Below are 17,633 nucleotides of genomic sequence, written 5' to 3'. Positions count from 1 at the left end.
CTCCACGTCCCTGGACCACGAGTTCCCCGACCTCCTGGAGATGGCCCGGTGACCCGTTCCTCGGCGCACGACGGCACGAACCCGAACACCGTCGACACCCTGCGCGGACTGTTCGCGCGCGTGCTCGGGCTCGACGCCGTGGGCGCGGACGACAACTTCTTCGCGCTCGGCGGCCAGTCGCTGCTGGCGACGCGGCTGATCGGCCTGCTCCGCACCGAACTCGGCGTGGAACTGGGAGTCCGGGCGTTGTTCGAGTCGCCGACGGCGTCCGCCCTGGCGTCCCGCGTCCTCGGTGCGGGAGGTGCCCGCCGAACGCCGGAAGTCGCGGTGGAGCGGCCCGCCGAGGTGCCGCTGTCCCCCGCGCAGCGCCGGTTGTGGTTCGCCGCCCAGTTGGAGGGGCCGAGTCCGACCTACAACATCGGGTACGTCGTCCGCTTGCGCGGCCTGGTGGAGCCGGCCGCGCTGCGCGCCGCGGTCGCGGACGTGGTGGCGCGGCACGAGGTGCTGCGGACGACGTTCGGCTCCGTCGACGGTGAGCCGTACCAGCGCGTGCGGCCGGCGGCGGAGGTCCGCCCGGACCTGCCCGTCGTCCACCGCTCCGGGAGCGAACTGCCCGGCGCGGTGCGGGAGGTGCTGAACCAGCCGTTCGACCTGGAGACCGGACCGCTGATCCGGGTCCGGTTGTTCTCCCGCGGACCGGAGGACCACACGCTGCTGCTGGCCCTGCACCACATCGTCGGCGACGGCTGGTCCTGGGCACCGCTGACCCGGGACCTGGCGACGGCCTACGAGGCCCGCCGCGCGGGCAGGGAGCCCCGGTGGCGCCCGCTGCCGGTGCAGTACGCGGACTACGCGTTGTGGCAGCGGGACTTCCTCGGCGCCGAGTCCGATCCGGACAGCGTGTCGGCGGCACGGCTGCGGTTCTGGCGGACGGAGTTGGCCGGGCTACCCGAGGAGTCGGCGCTGCCCGTCGACCGGGCGCGCACGGCCGTGCCGACGCACCGCGGCGACACGGTGCGGTTCCGGCTGGAACCCTTTCTGCACCAAGCGTTGCTGGAGTTGGCGAAGCAGCGCGGCGCGACCCTGTTCATGGTGCTTCAGGCGGGTTTGGCGGTGCTGCTGCACCGGCTCGGCGGTGGCACGGACATCCCGCTCGGCACCGTCGTGGCCGGGCGCGCCGACGAGGCGGTGCGCGACCTCGTCGGGTTCTTCGTCAACAGCGTCGTCCTGCGCGCGGACCTGACCGGCGATCCGTCCTTCGCGGACTTCCTGGATCGGGTGAGGGAGGCCGACCTCGACGCGTTCGCGCACCAGGACGTCCCGTTCGAGCGGGTGGTCGAGGAGCTCAACCCCGCGCGGTCCGCGGCTCGCCACCCGCTGTTCCAGGTGATGCTCGTGGTGCAGAACAACGCACCCGGCGCGGATTTCGGCGGTGTCGCGACGGAGCGGTACGCGGTGGACCCCGACGTGGCCCGGTTCGACCTGACCGTCGAGCTGGCCGAGACCGCGGCCGGCGGAGCGGCGCCGAGCGGGATCGACGGGTGGTTGAGGTACGCCACCGACCTGTTCGACCGGCCGACGGCGGAGGCGCTCGCGGCGCGGTTCACCCGCGTGCTCGCCGCCGTCGTCGCCGCGCCCGGTGCGCACGTCGGCGATATCGACGTGCTCACCCCGGACGAACGCCGCGCCCTCGACGCGGGCAACGACACCGCGGCGCCGTTCCCCGACGCCACGCTGCACGAGCTGGTCACCGGGCAGGCGGCGCGGACACCGGAGCGGCCCGCCGTGGTGGGGCCCGGCGGGCCGGTGACCTACGCGCGGCTGGAGGAACGCGCCGACCGGTGGGCGAACGAGCTGATCCGACGGGGCGCGGGGCGCGGCGCGGTGGTGGGTGTGTGCCTCGAACGCGGCGTCGACCTGGTGACCGCCGTGCTCGCCGTGCTGAAGACCGGCGCCGCCTACACGCTGCTCGACCCGGAGTTCCCGGCGCAGCGGCTCGCGGGCGTGCTGCGCCAGGCGGACGCGGTGCTGCTGGTGACCGCCGGCGAGCACGGGACGCCGGCGACGCGCGTCGACGTGGCCCGGCTCGACGCGGCCGCCGGCGGACCGGCGCCGGGCGCGACGGCCGGACCCGGCGACGCCGCGTGCGTGATGTTCACGTCGGGGTCGACCGGGGTGCCGAAGGGCGTGGTGTCACCCCACCGCGCTCTGGTGGCCACCTACCTCGGCCAGGAGTACGTGGGGTTCGGCCCGGACGAGGTGTGGCTCCAGTCCTCGGCGGTGTCCTGGGACGCGTTCGCGCTGGAGGTGTTCGGCGCGCTGCTGCACGGTGGCACCTGCGTGCTGCCGCCGGGTCGGGCCGGCGTGGACGAGATCGCCGCGTCGGTGGCGCGCCACGGCGTCACGAGCCTTCAGCTGTCGGCGAGCCTGTTCAACCTCCTGCTCGACGAACGGCCGGAGGTCTTCGCCGGCCTGCGGTGCGTGATGACCGCCGGCGAGGTCGCGTCGGTGCCCCACGTCCGCCGCGCGCTGCGCGCGTTCCCCGGCCTCCGGATCGTCAACGGCTACGGGCCGGTGGAAAGCCTCGGTTTCACCACGGCCCACGACATCTCCGCCGCCGACGGCGAGGCGGCGGCGATCCCGATCGGGCGGCCGATCCGGAACAAGCGGGTGTACGTGCTGGACGACTCCCTGACGGCGGTACCGCCCGGCGTCGTCGGCGAGATCTACGTGTCCGGGGCCGGGCTCGCGCACGGCTACGTCGCGAACCCCGCCCTGACGGCCGAGCGGTTCGTGGCCGATCCCCGTGAGCCGGGCGCCCGGATGTACCGGACCGGCGACCGGGGCCGGTGGCGCCGGGACGGCCGGCTGGAGTTCGCCGGACGGGCCGACGACCAGGTGAAGATCCGCGGTTTCCGGGTCGAGCCGCGGGAGGTCGAGCTCGCTCTCGCCCGGTACCCGGCCGTCCGGCAGGCGGCGGTCGCCGTGCGTGAAGATCGTCCGGGTGACCGGCGGCTCGTCGCCTACGTCGTTCCCGCCTCCGAGGTGGACCCCGCCGGGTTGCGCCGGGACCTGGCCGGCCGGTTGCCGGCCTACCTGGTGCCCTCCGCCGTCGTGCTGCTCGACGCGCTGCCGCTGGCGGCCACCGGCAAGCTCGACCGCCGGGCCCTGCCGGCACCCGGGTACGGCGGCGAGGAGGGGCCGGCGCCGCGGACCGCGGCCGAGGACCTGCTTCGCGGCGTGTTCGCCGAGGTGCTGGGCCGCGAGGTCGTGCGGGTGGACCAGAGCTTCTTCGACCTGGGCGGCCACTCGCTGTCCGCGGTGCGCCTGATCAGCCGGATCCGTTCGGTGACGGGCCGCGACCTGACCGTCCGCGACCTGTTCGACGCGCCCACCGTGCGCGAGGTCGCCCGGCGGTTGGCCGACGCCGGGGGCACCCGGCCGCCGCTGCGGGCGTCGCGGGCGCTGCCGGAACCGCTGCCGCCGTCGTCCGCCCAGCGGCGGCTGTGGTTCCTCGACCAGCTGGAGGGCCCGAGCTCCACCTACAACGTGGTGCTCGCGCTGCGGGTGCGCGGTCGGCTGGACGTCGAGGCGCTGCGTGCCGCCGCGTCCGACGTCGTGGCCCGGCACGACGCGTTGCGCACGGTGTTCCCGGCCGTCGACGGCGAACCCCGGCAGCACCTGCTCCCCGCGGCCTCGGCCCGGCCGGAGGTGTCGGTGATCGCCTGCGCCGAGGCCGACCTGGCCGACCGCGTGCGTGCCGCCGCCGAGCGGCCGTTCGACCTGGCGCGCGATCTGCCCATCCGGCTGTCGGTGTGCACCACCGGGCCGGAGGAGCACGTGCTGTCCGTGGTCACGCACCACATCGCGAGCGACGGGTGGTCGATCCGGCCGCTGGTCCGCGACCTGGCGGAGGCGTACGGTGCCCGCCGCGCCGGTGGCCCGCCGGGGTGGCGGCCGTTGCCCGTGCAGTACGCGGATTACACCGTGTGGCACCGGGAACTCCTCGGGTCCGAGGCCGACGAGGACAGCCTGGTGGCCGGCCAGCTGAGGTTCTGGCGGGCCGCGCTGTCCGGGCTGCCCGACGAGGTGCCGCTCCCGGCGGACCGGCCCCGTCCCGCCGTGCCCACGCACCGCGGCGCCGCGGTGGACATCGCCGTCGGCCCGGAGCTGCACGCCGCGCTCGACGCCGCGGCGAGGGCCTGCGGCGTGACGGTGTTCATGGTCGTGCAGGCCGGGTTGGCGGTGGTGCTGGGGACACTGGGCGCCGGTACCGACGTGCCCGTCGGCTCCGTGGTGGCCGGCCGGACGGACGACGCGCTCGAGGACCTGATCGGGTTCTTCGTCAACACGGTGGTGCTGCGCACCGACGTGTCGGGCGACCCGACCTTCGCCGAGCTGCTCGGCCGGGTGCGGGAGGCCGACCTGGCGGCGTTCTCCCACCAGGACGTGCCGTTCGAGCGGGTGGTGGAGGAGCTCAACCCGGCACGCTCGCCGGGGTCGCACCCGCTCTTCCAGGTGATGCTGGTGCTACAGGACACCGCGGCGGCCGACCCGGAGTTCCCGGGTCTGACGGCGTCCCGGGTCGAGCCGGAGGTCCGGCGCACGAAGTTCGACCTCACCGTCGACGTCCGGGACCGCCGGGACGAGGCCGGCCGCCCCGCCGGGCTCGTCGGCCGCCTGGAGTACGCGGTCGACCGGTTCGACCGGTCGACGGCCGAACGGCTGGTGTCGCGGCTGATCAGCGCGCTGGCACAGCTGGTCGCCGATCCGCACGCACCGGTGGGGCGGGTCGACGTGCTCGTGGACGACGAGCGCGACCGGTTGCGGCAGTGGAACAGCACCGGGGCGCCGGTACCGCGCGGGACGCTGCACGAGTTGTTCGGGGAGCAGGTCCGCCGGACGCCCGACGCGGTGGCGGTGGTGTCCGAGGGCCACCGGCTCGGCTACGCGGAGCTCGACCGGCGGGCCAACCGGATCGCCCACCACCTGATCGACCGCGGCGTGCGACCGGGCCGGGTGGTCGGCGTGCTGCTGGACCGCGGTCCCGAGCTCGTGCCGGCCTTGCTGGGCGTGCTCAAGGCGGGGGCCGCGTACACCCTGCTGGACCCCGAGCACCCCGCCGCGCGGCTGACGGCGGTGCTCCTCCGGTCGGGCGCGTCGGCGGTGGTGACCACCCGCGGGCCGGGCGCGCGGCTGGGCGGGTTCCCGGGCACCACGACGTTCCTGGACCTCGAGCAGTCGGTGATCGCCGGACGGCCGGAGTCCGATCCCGGCGTCGTCGTCGACCCGGAGGACGTCGCGAGCGTCATGTTCACGTCGGGGTCGACGGGGGTTCCGAAGGGTGTCGCCACCGCGCACCGGGCGCTGGTGGCCACCTACTGCGCCCAGGACTACGCGGACTTCGGGCCGCAGCAGGTGTGGTTGCAGTGTTCCCCCGTGTCGTGGGACGGGTTCGCGCTGGAACTGTTCGGAGCCTTGCTCTTCGGGGGCTCGTGCGTCCTCCAGCGGGGTCAGCGACCGGAACCCGCGGAGATCGCCCGGTTGGCCGCCGAGCACGGCGTGACGGTGCTCCAGGTGTCGGCGGGCCTGTTCAACGTCCTGGTGGACGAGCGGCCCGAGGTGTTCACCGGGCTGCGCGAGGTGTTCACCGGCGGCGAGGCGGCCTCGGTGACGCACGTGGCCAAGGCCCTGCGGCGGTTCCCCGGCCTGAAGGTGTCCAACGGGTACGGTCCGGCGGAGTCGATGGGGTTCACCTCCGTGCACCCGGTCGGCCCGGAGGACTGCGAGCGGGCCTCGGTGCCCATCGGTCGCCCGGTGCGGAACAAGCGGATCCACGTCCTCGACGGCGCGCTGCGGCCCGTGCCGCCGGGTGTGCCGGGCGAGGTGTACGTCGCCGGGCACGGTGTGGCCCACGGGTACATCGGCGCGCCCCGGTCGACGGCGGAGCGGTTCGTCGCCGACCCCTTCGACCCCGGCGCGCGGATGTACCGCACGGGAGACGTGGCGCGGTGGACGCCGGAGGGCGTGCTGGAGTTCGTCGGGCGGGCCGACGACCAGGTGAAGATCCGGGGTTTCCGGGTCGAGCCGGCCGAGGTCACGGCCGTGCTGGCCACGTGCCCGGGAGTGCGGCAGGTGGCGGTGCTGGCGCGGGAGGACGGTGCCGGCGGCACACGCCTGGTGGGCTACGTGGTGGGAACCGCCGCCGCCGCGGAGCTCCGGGAGTTCGCCTCGCGCGTCCTGCCGGAGTTCATGGTGCCGTCGGCGTGGGTGTCGTTGGACGCCTTGCCGTTGACGGCCAACGGCAAGCTGGACGGCCGGGCGCTGCCGGCGCCGGACTTCGCCGCCCTGGTGTCGTCGGGACGACCGCGGAACCGGCGGGAGCAGGTCCTCTGCGAGCTGTTCGCGGACCTGCTCGGCCTCGAGGTCGTCGGTATCGACGACAGCTTCTTCGACCTGGGCGGGCATTCCTTGCTGGCCACCAGGTTGATCAGCCGCGTGCGCACGGCCCTGAACGCCGAACTGGAGGTCCGCGACCTGTTCCGGGCACCCTCCGTCGCGGCGCTGGCGCGACTCCTCGACGTGGCGAAGACGGCCCGACCGGCGCTGCGCCCGATGCGCCGGGCCGGTACGCCCGACCGGCGGTGAACCCCGCCGGTCGGGCGCTGCCGTGGGAACGCCCGCGGTGGCCGCGTCCCGGGCCCGTGCGCTCCTAGTACCAGTCGGTGCAGACCACCGTCCGGACGATCTCGTGGACCTCGGCGCACGCGCGCATGACCCTGTTGTTGTCGTTGTAGCCCGGCGTGAACGCGACGGTGCCGGCGGTCATCGGGGTGATGCCGAGCTGGGTCCAGTTGCCCGCGTTGGCCTGGCTGATGTTGACCGCGCGGTCGACCCACAGGTAGTAGTTCCCGCCGGCGCTGAACCGGGCCCACGCACAGGTGTTGGTGCTGTACCGCAGCTCCACGACTCTGTTGGTGACGGGGAGGACGTAGGTCTTCTTGGTGCTGGGGCTGGGGAACGAGCTCGGGTTGGAGCCGTCCACACAACCGATGGCGTCCTCCGACGCGGACGCCGCCGGCGCCGTCACGAAGGAACCGAACAACGCGGCGACCGCGAGGGCGGCGGCCGTTGCGGTACGGGTGAACTTCACGTCGTATTTCCCCTCTACCGGTGTTGGGGGCATTCGGGGACGGACGTCCCGAATAGCATGGCAGGGCACGGCAACCCTTTTACGCGAGCGCGCAAAAAAGGGTTGTACCGGATGGTTTCCTACGTGATCACCGCTGGTGAGGCGCGGATCGCGGTAGGCGGTCAGCTCGCCCCGACGCCGTCGCGAAATGTCATCGAATCCCCCCGGACTCTCCCGGTCCGATGCCGGGAACACCCGGACACTAACCGACGCTCGGTGCCCGACACAATGTCGTCCGGATGGAGTAGGTACCCATTTCCACGGCCTTCGGCGACCACCGACCGACCCGTTGTCACACCACCGTCCGAACCACGACGACCCGCCCTTGGACGTGCCCCCACCGCCCACCGCCCGCGCCGGGTGCCGCGTGACCACGCCGCCTCGGCGCGCAGCGGTTGTTCGCCTGCCGGGCGGACCCGTTCTCGATCGAACGACGTCATCTGCCAGGAGCACTATCGGTCCGATGATGTGATGACTGCAGGATCGGACCTCGTGGTGACCGACGAGTGGCCCGGGAAGGTGCGACAGGGTTCGAGATGCCTGTCGGGGCGGCAAACCGCCCCGTGCCCGACTGTCCGGAACGACATGAGCGGCGCCGTGACCAACCAGGTACAAGCCGGTCCAGTGGTCTGACAGCCTCGACGGCAGTGTGTGGATTCGGTGTCCGCAAGCACGAACACGTGTGGGTCGATGCCGGCTTCGCTATCGTGAATGGGAGAGACGGCCGGATGCCACGGGAGAGTCCAATGACGTCGCCGAGTGGTCCAGTTGACGAGTCGGTGCCAGTTTCTCGTGACGTGACTAGCGTCGAAGTGTCAGGAACCGCAGACAACGTCGTCCAGGCGAGGGACGTCAACGGCGGTGTGCACTTCCACCGTGTCGGACCTGCCAGGCATAGCGTGCCGCGTCAACTCCTCGCTGACGTTCGCGGATTCGTCAATCGGTCGAAAGAACTGGACTGGCTCGACCGAGTGCTGTTTGGGGAAGGACCCGATGCCGCGGCGTTGACTGTGATCGTCGGTACTGCAGGAGTAGGTAAGACCGGCCTCGCGCTTCGATGGGCGCACCGCGTGCGCGACCTCTTTCCCGACGGGCAGTTGTACGCCAACCTGCGTGGTTATGGCCCAGGCGAACCGGTCCCGCCCGAGCGGGCACTGGACGGATTCCTCAGCGCATTCGACGTAGCGGCATACCGCATACCGTCCGACCTGGAGGCCAAGGCGACTCTCTACCGGTCCGTATTGGCAGATCGTCGTGTGCTGGTCGTCTTGGACAATGCAGCCACGGTCGCGCAGGTGAGACCGCTGCTACCGGGAAGCGGTAGTTGCCGGGTCGTCCTCACCAGCAGAAATCGGTTGTCCGGGCTGCGGGTCCGCGACGGGGCACAGCGGATGACCGTGGAGGTGTTGCCCGAGAATCACGCAGTTGAACTGCTCCGATCAATCGTCAAGGACTACCGGCCAATCGACGACGAAGCCGATTTGCGGGAGTTGGCGCGCATGTGCGCATATCTTCCCTTGGCCCTTTGTGTCGCCGGCGAACAGGCCGCCGCGCGGCCGTGGATGTCCTTGGCCCAGTTGGTCGAAAGTCTGCGCCAGGAGTTTCAAGGCTGGGATGCGCTGGCGACCGAAGGCGGAGATGAAGCCGACGGCGTCCGGGCAGTGTTCTCGTGGTCGTATCGTGCCCTAGCTCCGGATGCCGCTCAGATATTCCGTCTCCTCGGCCTTCACCCGGCACCTGAGTTCGGTATCCATGCCGCAGCTGCGTTGACGGACATGCCGGTGTCGGCACTTCGCCGCCTGATGGATGTGATCGTCGACGCCCACCTCGTAGAGCAGACGGCACCGGACAGATACCAGTTCCACGACCTACTACGCCTCTACGCCACTGATGCGGCGCATCATGAGGAGCCCCTTGAGCATCAGTACGAGGCGCTTGCCCGTGTTCTCGCCTGGTACCTGCACACTTCCCATTCTGCGGCAATCGCGATGCGCACCTTCCACAGTCTCCTAACCCCGGATGCCCTTCCCCGTCCAGCGGCCGCGCTCAACTTTGCCGACTACTTAAGCGGGTCGCGGTGGTATGAATTCGAGTGGGCGAACCTGGTCGCAGCCACGAAGGCCGCCGAAAAATCCGGTATGGACAGGACGGCTTGGCAACTCGCGCTCATGCTCCGCCCCTACTTCACTGGGCGGGTGTCGATTGCCGATCGCCATCAGATCATCGAGATAGCGATCGTGGCGGCGCGTCGGAATAGTGCCGTCGGCGCCGAACGGGAGGCGTTGACGGCAATGGCGACCTGGCATTCGATGCAAGGTCGATACAGCGAAGCGCTGACGATTCACCAGGACGTACTGGCTCAGTATCACGCCGACGGTGACAGGGTCGCTGAGGGGCGGACGCTCAATCGAATAGGTATCATTCTCGCCGCGACGCGAGATTTCGTCGGCGCCGTCGAACTGTTCGAGAGCCTGCGCGAAATAGGATTGGCGCACCAGGACGTCGAAATGGCGGCCACGGTCCTGTACAATCTTGCGGCGGCGTATTACGGGCTGCGACGTCATGCCAACGCCATCGACGTCGCTCGTGAAGCATTGGCCCTCTGCCGTGATAACGACGACGAGGACGGGCAAGCTGTCTCGCTGACTATGCTCGCTCGTTCGCTCTGCGATTCCGGTGCGGTAAGCGATGCACTTACTTCAGTAGCGGCGGCGCTGGATATCGTTCGTAACAGAAACGACCAACGTGAGGAAGGGTGGGTACTGCTACATCAGGGGCGGATTCAGCGCATTGCTGGACTATATGCGCAGGCCATGATCTCCTACCAGCGCGCACTCACGATTCACGTCGCATTTGAGAGTCGAAACAGGGAAGCTATGGCTCTGGACGGTGCCGGCGAGGTGTGTCGGGCTGTCGAACGGTTCGACGACGCAATCAGCTTCCATCGACGTGCCGTTTCCTTGGCTCGGGAAACAAATTCTCAGTGGACACTTGCGGTCGCTCTGGACAACCTGGCAACCGTGCTTGCTGGTGTAGGTGCTGCCAGCGAGGCGCGACGACACTGGAGGGAGTCGGTTGGGCTTCTCCGCGCTTACCGGGACCCTGCCGCGAGTGAGCGGAAGGCGCGGATGGCCCGCCTGCTCAACAGGAAGTGACTCACTGCTCAACGACGTCTGATCCCTTACCCATTCTTGTCATCCTCGTCTCCGGCTTTCGGGCCGCAGTCTCCTCCGGTGTGGCTCTGAAGCTTGAACTCCGTTGCCATTGTCGAGATTCTTGCCCTCATACACGGACCGTCAAGAATGGTTTCCAGGGGGTCTCGGAGAATGTTGCCCACCCGAAGCCACTTGGCCATTACGCATGGCGTGACGTCACCACGATGATCGACTGCTGCCTGTCCTATTCCGCAACCTCCGCAGAGGTCCGCCACCGTAGGGGGACCCTGATGTGCCGCGCGCCCGATTCCTTGAATCTTGCCGACACGGACGTCCGTGACGCCGAGCAGCCCCAGTTCGCTGCGCGCCGCTGTTCCGCCGTCGCCGATGTCGATTACTCTCGCACGTATGCGAACCCCCCTCTGAACTGCTTCGGCAATGTTGGACCTCGTCCGATGGTGGCTTCCGCGCACTCCGGTGAACGAATCATGAACCTCGGCATCATCGGTGTAGTACGAAGTCGCCACCGTCGTACCTGGGTGGCGATATAGTGCCCAGAGGTCCTCGTTGACCCAGGTCAAGTTGGTGAACACCTCCACGCCGATGTCCAGCGACAGGGCGTGGCTTACCAGGTCGATACAACCCGGATGTAACGTCGGCTCGCCACCGATGAACTGGACCGTCCTCACTCCATACTTTGCTGCGGAATCGAGGACACATAGCCAGTCGGCGGTATTCATAACGCCGTGGTCGCCTCGAGGGGACGACTCTGCATAGCAATGAGAGCACGTGAGTTGGCAACGTCCGGTCAACTCCAATGCCAGGTGTGTAATGGGTCTGCCAGCCTCCATCGCCGCCCTCCGCATCCCACAGACGGACGTAACTAACGTAGAGTCGCAGGGTGTCAGCACTGGGTCAAGGATCTGCGGCCGAACAGGGCAATTCCCCTGCAAATGCGATGTCTCGGCACGCCGTGCAGTTCCGGTCAGGACAGCTTTGCCTGGGCCTCCGACACCGTCCCTGTTCGGAGCGCACTTCGGCGCCTCCCTGAACGGGTTGTGCTGGACGACCCCGTCGGGCTGGTGTTCGTCGCCACGGGGGCCGGACGTGGCGTTGTGGTCGACGGGGCGCGCGCTCGCCGCGCATGGGAACGGGTGGCGGGCCGTGCGCGCCGCGCGGCAGCCGGTGACGCCCCGCCGGCACCTGGTTAGCGTTGCCCGACGGCGAGTGGGCGCCGGTGGAGTGCTCGGTCGCTTGGTGGCGGACTTGTCGGAAACGCTGGACGGTTAGGGCGTCCGTCCCCGCGACGGGGTTCGTGTCATGGGAGCTGGGCCTGGGTCGCGGCCGATCGGCTCCCAGGACGGTGAGCACCTGGGTTTCACCGACCTGCCCGAGTCGGTCGCGCTCGACCCGGCCGCGACCGGGTCCACAATGGACTCCGTGGCCGCGGCGCTCGACTTCGACGCGGACCTCTCCCGCTGGTGCGCGACGGACGTCCTCGTCGGGGACCGGTCACGGCTCGCGCTGGAGATCGGACCCGTCGACCCGGCGGGTGCGGGACTGCGCACCTGCACGCTGTGGCTGGACGGCGCCATCGCCACGCCGTTCGACAACACGGCGTACGTGCCGCAGTTCGCCCACTCGCTGCGGGTGGACGCCGCCCACTACCGGGCGGGGCGGTGGCCGGACTTCGCGTGCTGGGGTCCGACCACCGACGACCTGTCCGCGCGGCTGCACCCGGACGGCACGCTGCGGTACCGGGTGCGCTCGCGGATCGACGGGGTGGGCGACCGCGAGGGGAGCGTGCGGCTGGGCGTGGACGAGATCGTCGCGGTGCTGGAGGAGGCCGCCGCCGTGCTGACGGCCGGCCCGCGCGGCTCGTCCGGGACGTGTTGACTGGGGCGTGATCCGAAACCCGCCGGAAGGACCGTGATGAGCACCGACACCAGTTCGCTGACCGCCGACGACCTGGAGTTCCTCCGCCGTCCCCTGCACGGGCTGCTGTCCGTGGCCGCGGGCCCGATCCCCGCGCAACCCCGCCCGGTGTGGTTCGAGGCCGCCGCCGACGGCACGGTCGGGTTGTTCACCAGTCCGGGCACGCTCAAGGTGCGGCGACTGCGCCGTGATCCGCGCGCCTCGCTCGTCGTCGTGGCCCCGGTGGGCGAACGCGAGCGCTGGGTGTCGGTGGCGGGCAGCGTGACGGTCGAACCCGACGGCGCGCACGACCTGGCCTCCCGCCTGGCCGCCCGCTACTGGGACCTCGACGACCCGACCCGCGCCGCCGACCTCGCCGAGATCCTGGCCGAGGAGAAGGTCCGCCTCGTCCTCCACCCGGAGACCGTGAACCGGTTCGCGTACTGACGTCCCGGGCGGCCGACGAGCACCCGTCGGATCTCCGCCACGTCGAGGAGTCCCTTTCGGGAAGAATGACCCGCATGGGGTTACGCAGGTGGTGGCTTCCGTCGGGGGCGTTCTCGGTGGCCCTCCTGGGCCTGTTGCTGTGGGTCTCCCGGTCCGACGAGGCTCTCGACCGGGGTGACAAGCTCGCCGGCGTGGCCGGCGCGGTCCTGGCCGTCGGTGGTCTGGTGATCAGCGTGATCGGGGTGGTCGTGGCGGTGCGCGCGAACCGCGTCGCCGACCACGCCCAGGCGGCGGACACCCTGGCGAGGCTGGTGGTCAGGCAGTGGACCCGAGAGGCAGGAGCCCGCGGCCTGACCCGGCCGATCGACATCGACTGGGCCACCACGCTCCGCTCCGTCGCGCCCTCACCCGCCGAGGTCGTCGGTGATCCCCGGTTCACCCGCCTGACGCTGCACGGCGCGGTCCCCGACCTGGCGGACGCGTTCCGCGCGTTGCCCGGACGCCAACTGGTCGTCGTCGGTGAGCCGGGATCGGGCAAGACGAGCGCCGCGATCCTGTTGGCCCTGGGATTGACGCGACAGCGCGGGCCCGGTGACCCGGTGCCGCTGCTCCTGTCGTTGTCCACCTGGGACATGGTCGAACACGATTTCGAGACGTGGGTCGCGCACCGGCTCGCCGTCGATCACCCGGTGTTCGGCGAACGTGGTGTCCACGGACCGCAGGTCGCGCGAGCGCTGGTGGAGTTGGGCATGGTGTTGCCCGTGCTCGACGGGCTGGACGAAGTCGCACGGGCCGGGAGGGTGTTCGCGGTCCGGGCCATCGCCGAGGTGGTGGGGCGCAATCGCCCACTGGTGCTGACGAGCCGCTCGGAGGAGTACGAGGAGGTCATCCGGGAACACGGCGTGGCGATCGGCCGGGCGGCGGTGGTGGAGTTGGGTCCGGTGCGGGCCGCCGCGGCCGCCGACTACCTGACCTCCGGTGTGCCCGCGGGCGATGGCCGATGGGACGAGCTCGTCGCCGAACTGCGTGACCACCCGGACGGCGTGGTGGCCGAGGCGTTGTCCACGCCCTTGGCGGTGTACCTGGCCAAGACCGCGTACGGCTCGCCGGGCACCGACCCCGCCGACCTGTTGACGTGCGGCACGCCGGACGCCGTCGAGAACCATTTGTACGACGCCTACCTCCCCGCGCTGTACCCCGACCACGACCGGGCTCGTCGGCGGTTCGCGTTCCTCGCCCGCCGACTCGCCCGGCGCCCGGGTTCGGACCTGTCGTGGTGGCGGCTGTTCCTCCTTCTGCCCGGCGCCCACACGCTGGTGGCGGCGACACGTGGTGCGTTCATCGGGACCATGGTCATGGCGATCGTGCTCCTGCCCGGCCTGGTGTGGGGTCTGCTCCAGCCGGATCCGGGCCGGAGGCCGCTGCCACCCGGGCACATCGTCGTGCTCTACGGGATCCTCTTCTTGGCGGCTGTCGTCGTCGGTGCCGTTGTGGGCGGGCTGCGCGGCCTGGCGCGGTGGGGGGTGACGCGCCTGATGAGGCGCGAGGAGGAACGGCTCGTGCACCTGCCGCGCTACGGGCTCCTCCGCCTGCGACAGGTGTTGGTACGACTCGTGTTCGCCGTGGCCCTCGGCGTGGCGGTCTTCTGCTCCATAGCCTTCATGGACCGCGGTATCCCGTTTTCCTGGGACGAGGCGTCGGCGTGGGCGGCCTTCGGGGCGGTGCTGATGGCGAACCTCGGGCTGGCGCCGCGGATCAGGGCCGACGAGCCGATCCGCCCCGCGATGAGCCTGGCGGCCGACCGTCGCATCGCGCTCACTCTCGGAGCCGTGACCGTGGTCGGCTTGAGCTACGTGCTCATGTCGGTCACCCGCAACCAGGCTCTCCGCAGCCTGGGAGTCGTCGCGGCCATCTGGATCACCGCCGTCTGGCCGATGTCGTGTGCGTGGGTGAAGTTCGAAATCGTGCGTTTCTGGTTTTGGGCTTTCGGCAAAACCCCCTGGCGGTTGATGGGGTTTCTGGAGGGCGCTCATCGACGCGGGGTGTTGCGGCAGGTGGGTGGGACCTACGAGTTCCGGCATCGGCGTATCCAGGACTACTTCGCCGGTACCTGACCCTGCTCCGGGACGCGGACCCGAATTCCTGGCGATCGGGGAAGTTCGCCCGAGTCGGGCGCCGTCCCCGCGGGCACCCGGTCGCGGCCGCGGGCTCAGGGGTATCCCTGAGGCGCCCCTGGTTTTCCTCGGTGTTCCTTGTGCGTGGTCGTGCGGGTGTGGAACGTTCCCGGGCTCATGGGGGCAAAACTGATGGCCTGTGCGCTCGTCGTGACGCTGTTACCCGGCACGGCGGTCGGCACGCCGGCTCGTGGGATCTCGTGGACCGGGGCGGACTGCACGCCGGACGTCGCGGTCGAGTGCGGGACGCTGGAGTTGCCGGTCGACTGGAACCGGCCGGGTGGCGCGCGGTTCGGGATGCGGGTGGCCCGGGTCGCCGCCGCCGAGCCGGCTCGACGGCTCGGTGTGCTGGTGGTGCTGCCGGGTGGGCCGGGCGACTCGGGGGTCGACTACGTGCGCCGGATGAAGGCCGCGCTCGACCCGGAGGTCCGGGACCGCTTCGACCTCGTCGGGTTCGACGCGCGCGGGATCGGGCGCAGCACTCCGGTGGTCTGCTCGACCGGACTGCAAGCGCGGCGGCCCTCGGCGTACCCGCGCGACGACGCGGAGTTCGACCGGCTGGTCGCGTTCAACCGGGAGTTGCGCGCGGACTGCGGGCGGCACACCGGCCCGATCGCCGAGCACGCCGACAGCGCGTCGGTCGTGCGCGACCTCGAGGCGCTGCGCGGTGCGTTGGGGGAGCGGAAGATCAGCGTCTTCGGCCATTCGTACGGCACGGTGGTCGGCATCGCCTACGCCGAGCGCCACGGCGACCACCTGCGCGCGTTGGCGATGACCGGGATCTTCGACCCGTCGTCGACCGCGCGGGAGCTGCTGGAGCGGTCGGCGGTGGCCGTCGAGGAGGCGTTCGGCGAGTTCGTCGCGTGGTGCGACCGCACCCCGACGTGCGCGTTGCACGGCCGGGACGTGCGCGCGGCGTGGGACGAGCGGCTCGCGCGCGCCGACGCCGACCCGACGGCCCACCCGACCGCGAACGAGTGGTCGCTCGGGGCGATGCTGCTGCTCTACGGACCGGACTACCCGAGGCTCGCCGCGATGATCGTCGGGACCGAGGCCGTGCCCGCACCGCCCGCGCCGCGCGCGGAGAACCCCGCCGAAGCCGTGTTCTGCGCCGATTTCCGGGTCGACGTCCGCGAGGTCGGCGACCTGGAGCACCTCGCCGCCGTGGGCCGACGAGCCGCGCCGCACCTGCGTGGCGCCGTCCGCCAGCACGGGGTGGTCGCCGCGTGCGCCGGTCGTCCGACCGCCCGCCCGGGCCACGCGTTCCGGCCGCACCGGGACGCGCCGCCGATCCTGCTCCTGAACTCGCGGTTCGACCCGGCGGGTGTGCACTCGGCGGCGCTGGCCGTCGAGCGGCAGTCGCGCGGACGCGCCACGTTGGTCACCTACGACGGTCCGGGGCACAACGTGTACGCGCGCACCGAGTGCACCCGCGGCGCGGTGGACCGCTACCTGCTCGACGTGGTCGTGCCGGCCACCGGAACGCACTGCGCCGGGGCGTGACCTTCGGGTCCGGTGACGTCGTCGTCGCTCGGAATTGTCGTGTGGCAAGGGGTTCGGCCGATCCGAGCGGTCGCGGTCCAGTCCGACGCGCCGGCATGGTGCCGCTGTCGTCGGGACTGAGTTGAGAGCGGTTTCCTCACGCCGGGCAAGGCAACGGTGTACGCACGCGATCCGGGCTCGGTGAGCGTGATCGCGGCGGACTACGTCGGCGCGCCGCCGTTCGCGGACCACCGGGTGGCGATCAGGACCTGTTGACCGCCACCCGGCAGGTCGGCCGGGATCAGGCGGGCAGCAGGGGGAGTGCGGCCTGGGAGGTGGAACGGCTGATCGTGGCCGAGGCTCCGTCCTTCACCAGTGCGACCTGGGTCGGGAAGGTGGAGAGGCTCGGGAACGGGGCGCGGAAGTAGCCCGAGAGTCCGACGTAGGACTCATAGCCGTTGTAGGCCACGGCGGTGATGCCCAGTTGGTAGTAGCCGCCGGGGATCGGTTCCGGGTCGTAGTGGGCGGGTGGTTCGAGTTTCGCGACGACCGCGGTGTTGGCCGTGCGCAGCGTGGCGACGAGGCCGGCCGTGCTGAAGCCGGCCCTGCTGCGGGCGACCAGCGACACCGGGCCGATCGCGGCGAGCGCGAAGCCGAGCTGGTCGAGGGAAGCCTTGTCGGTGACCGCCGAGAGGCGGCTGTCGATCAGCGTGACGCACGCCGTGGCGTCGCGCGCGTAGGCCTGGAGCGTGTCCGGGGTGAACCGCTCGATGTCCGCGAAGTCGATCACGGCGGCCCGGGTGCACGCCCGCGCGTCGGCGACCGCGACCTGGTCGACGTGCGCGAGGATGTCGGTGCGGGCCTGGTCGATCTCCGCGATGATCTTCGTGGTCGCCTCGCCGATCGACAGTCCGCCACCGCCGGAGAACTGCTTGTACAGGCCGTACGCCTTCTGCACCCAGGAATAGATGGTGCCGATGTCGACCGCGGCGGCGGGTTGGGCCGCGGCGGGCAGGACCACGGCGACCGCGAGGGTCATCGAGGTGAGCGCGCGCATCAGGGTTGTTCGCACGGGGAGTCCTCTGCTGTCCGTCGTCGGGAGGTGCACCGCCCGTGCGGTCGGCGCGGCGCGGCACCCACCGTCGTACCGGCCCGTCCGGCGCCCGCGCTACGCCCGTTCGTGGCGGCGCCACCGCGCGGCTACGTCAAGCCGAAGACCTGCGAGGAAGCGTTGCGCAGCACGGCTCGCCCGATGTCGGCCGAGGGCAG

Annotated in this window: 9 protein-coding genes; 6 read left to right on the top strand and 3 right to left on the bottom strand. The window is 70.9% G+C overall.

What is annotated here, in order from left to right; genetic code table 11:
- The first annotated feature begins 48 nt into the window (after positions 1-48).
- Positions 49-6,648, top strand: coding sequence for an amino acid adenylation domain-containing protein (locus tag AB0G50_RS25890; protein WP_360113097.1), 6,600 nt, complete (start codon positions 49-51; stop codon positions 6,646-6,648).
- A gap of 64 nt (positions 6,649-6,712) precedes the next feature.
- On the opposite strand, the gene AB0G50_RS25885 is transcribed toward AB0G50_RS25890, so the two are convergent.
- A complete protein-coding gene (locus AB0G50_RS25885) occupies positions 6,713-7,153 on the bottom strand; it encodes a hypothetical protein (protein WP_360113095.1) in 441 nt (146 codons plus the stop codon).
- 836 nt (positions 7,154-7,989) lie between these two features.
- Here AB0G50_RS25885 and AB0G50_RS25880 point away from each other — a divergent pair.
- Positions 7,990-10,347, top strand: a complete 2,358-nt coding sequence (locus AB0G50_RS25880; protein WP_360113093.1) for a tetratricopeptide repeat protein — start codon at positions 7,990-7,992, stop codon at positions 10,345-10,347.
- Between the two features lie 26 nt (positions 10,348-10,373).
- Here the strand turns inward: AB0G50_RS25880 and AB0G50_RS25875 are convergent, their stop codons facing one another.
- Complete coding sequence (locus AB0G50_RS25875) at positions 10,374-11,198, bottom strand: radical SAM protein (RefSeq protein WP_360113091.1); 825 nt, start codon at positions 11,196-11,198, stop codon at positions 10,374-10,376.
- 469 nt (positions 11,199-11,667) lie between these two features.
- Here AB0G50_RS25875 and AB0G50_RS25870 point away from each other — a divergent pair, with 469 nt between their 5' ends.
- The 4 genes from AB0G50_RS25870 (at position 11,668) to AB0G50_RS25855 (ending at position 16,385) form a co-directional block, all read left to right on the top strand.
- Positions 11,668-12,243 (top strand): hypothetical protein, encoded by a 576-nt coding sequence (locus AB0G50_RS25870; RefSeq protein ID WP_360113089.1) that lies wholly within the window; start codon positions 11,668-11,670, stop codon positions 12,241-12,243.
- A 36-nt stretch (positions 12,244-12,279) separates the two neighbouring features.
- Positions 12,280-12,708 carry a pyridoxamine 5'-phosphate oxidase family protein gene (locus tag AB0G50_RS25865; RefSeq protein ID WP_360113087.1) on the top strand — a complete coding sequence of 143 codons (429 nt, stop codon included), beginning with the start codon at positions 12,280-12,282 and terminating at the stop codon, positions 12,706-12,708.
- A gap of 74 nt (positions 12,709-12,782) precedes the next feature.
- Positions 12,783-14,822 carry a hypothetical protein gene (locus tag AB0G50_RS25860; protein WP_360113085.1) on the top strand — a complete coding sequence of 680 codons (2,040 nt, stop codon included), beginning with the start codon at positions 12,783-12,785 and terminating at the stop codon, positions 14,820-14,822.
- A gap of 177 nt (positions 14,823-14,999) precedes the next feature.
- A complete protein-coding gene (locus AB0G50_RS25855; protein ID WP_360113083.1) occupies positions 15,000-16,385 on the top strand; it encodes an alpha/beta fold hydrolase in 1,386 nt (461 codons plus the stop codon).
- 280 nt (positions 16,386-16,665) lie between these two features.
- Here the strand turns inward: AB0G50_RS25855 and AB0G50_RS25850 are convergent, their stop codons facing one another.
- Positions 16,666-17,436 (bottom strand): hypothetical protein, encoded by a 771-nt coding sequence (locus AB0G50_RS25850; RefSeq protein ID WP_360113081.1) that lies wholly within the window; start codon positions 17,434-17,436, stop codon positions 16,666-16,668.
- Positions 17,437-17,633: the final 197 nt, after the last annotated feature.

This window comes from Actinosynnema sp. NPDC020468 (assembly GCF_040642015.1).
GTDB lineage: Bacteria > Actinomycetota > Actinomycetes > Mycobacteriales > Pseudonocardiaceae > Actinosynnema.
This window is presented reverse-complemented; position numbering and strand designations above follow the sequence as displayed.

Bases quoted from the DNA above. Each gene is read 5' to 3' on its own strand.
- AB0G50_RS25870 (WP_360113089.1), top strand. From the start codon at position 11,668: ATGGGAGCTGGGCCTGGGTCGCGGCCGATCGGCTCCCAGGACGGTGAG.
- AB0G50_RS25875 (WP_360113091.1), bottom strand. From the start codon at position 11,198: ATGGAGGCTGGCAGACCCATTACACACCTGGCATTGGAGTTGACCGGA.
- AB0G50_RS25865 (WP_360113087.1), top strand. From the start codon at position 12,280: ATGAGCACCGACACCAGTTCGCTGACCGCCGACGACCTGGAGTTCCTC.
- AB0G50_RS25860 (WP_360113085.1), top strand. From the start codon at position 12,783: ATGGGGTTACGCAGGTGGTGGCTTCCGTCGGGGGCGTTCTCGGTGGCC.
- AB0G50_RS25855 (WP_360113083.1), top strand. From the start codon at position 15,000: ATGGGGGCAAAACTGATGGCCTGTGCGCTCGTCGTGACGCTGTTACCC.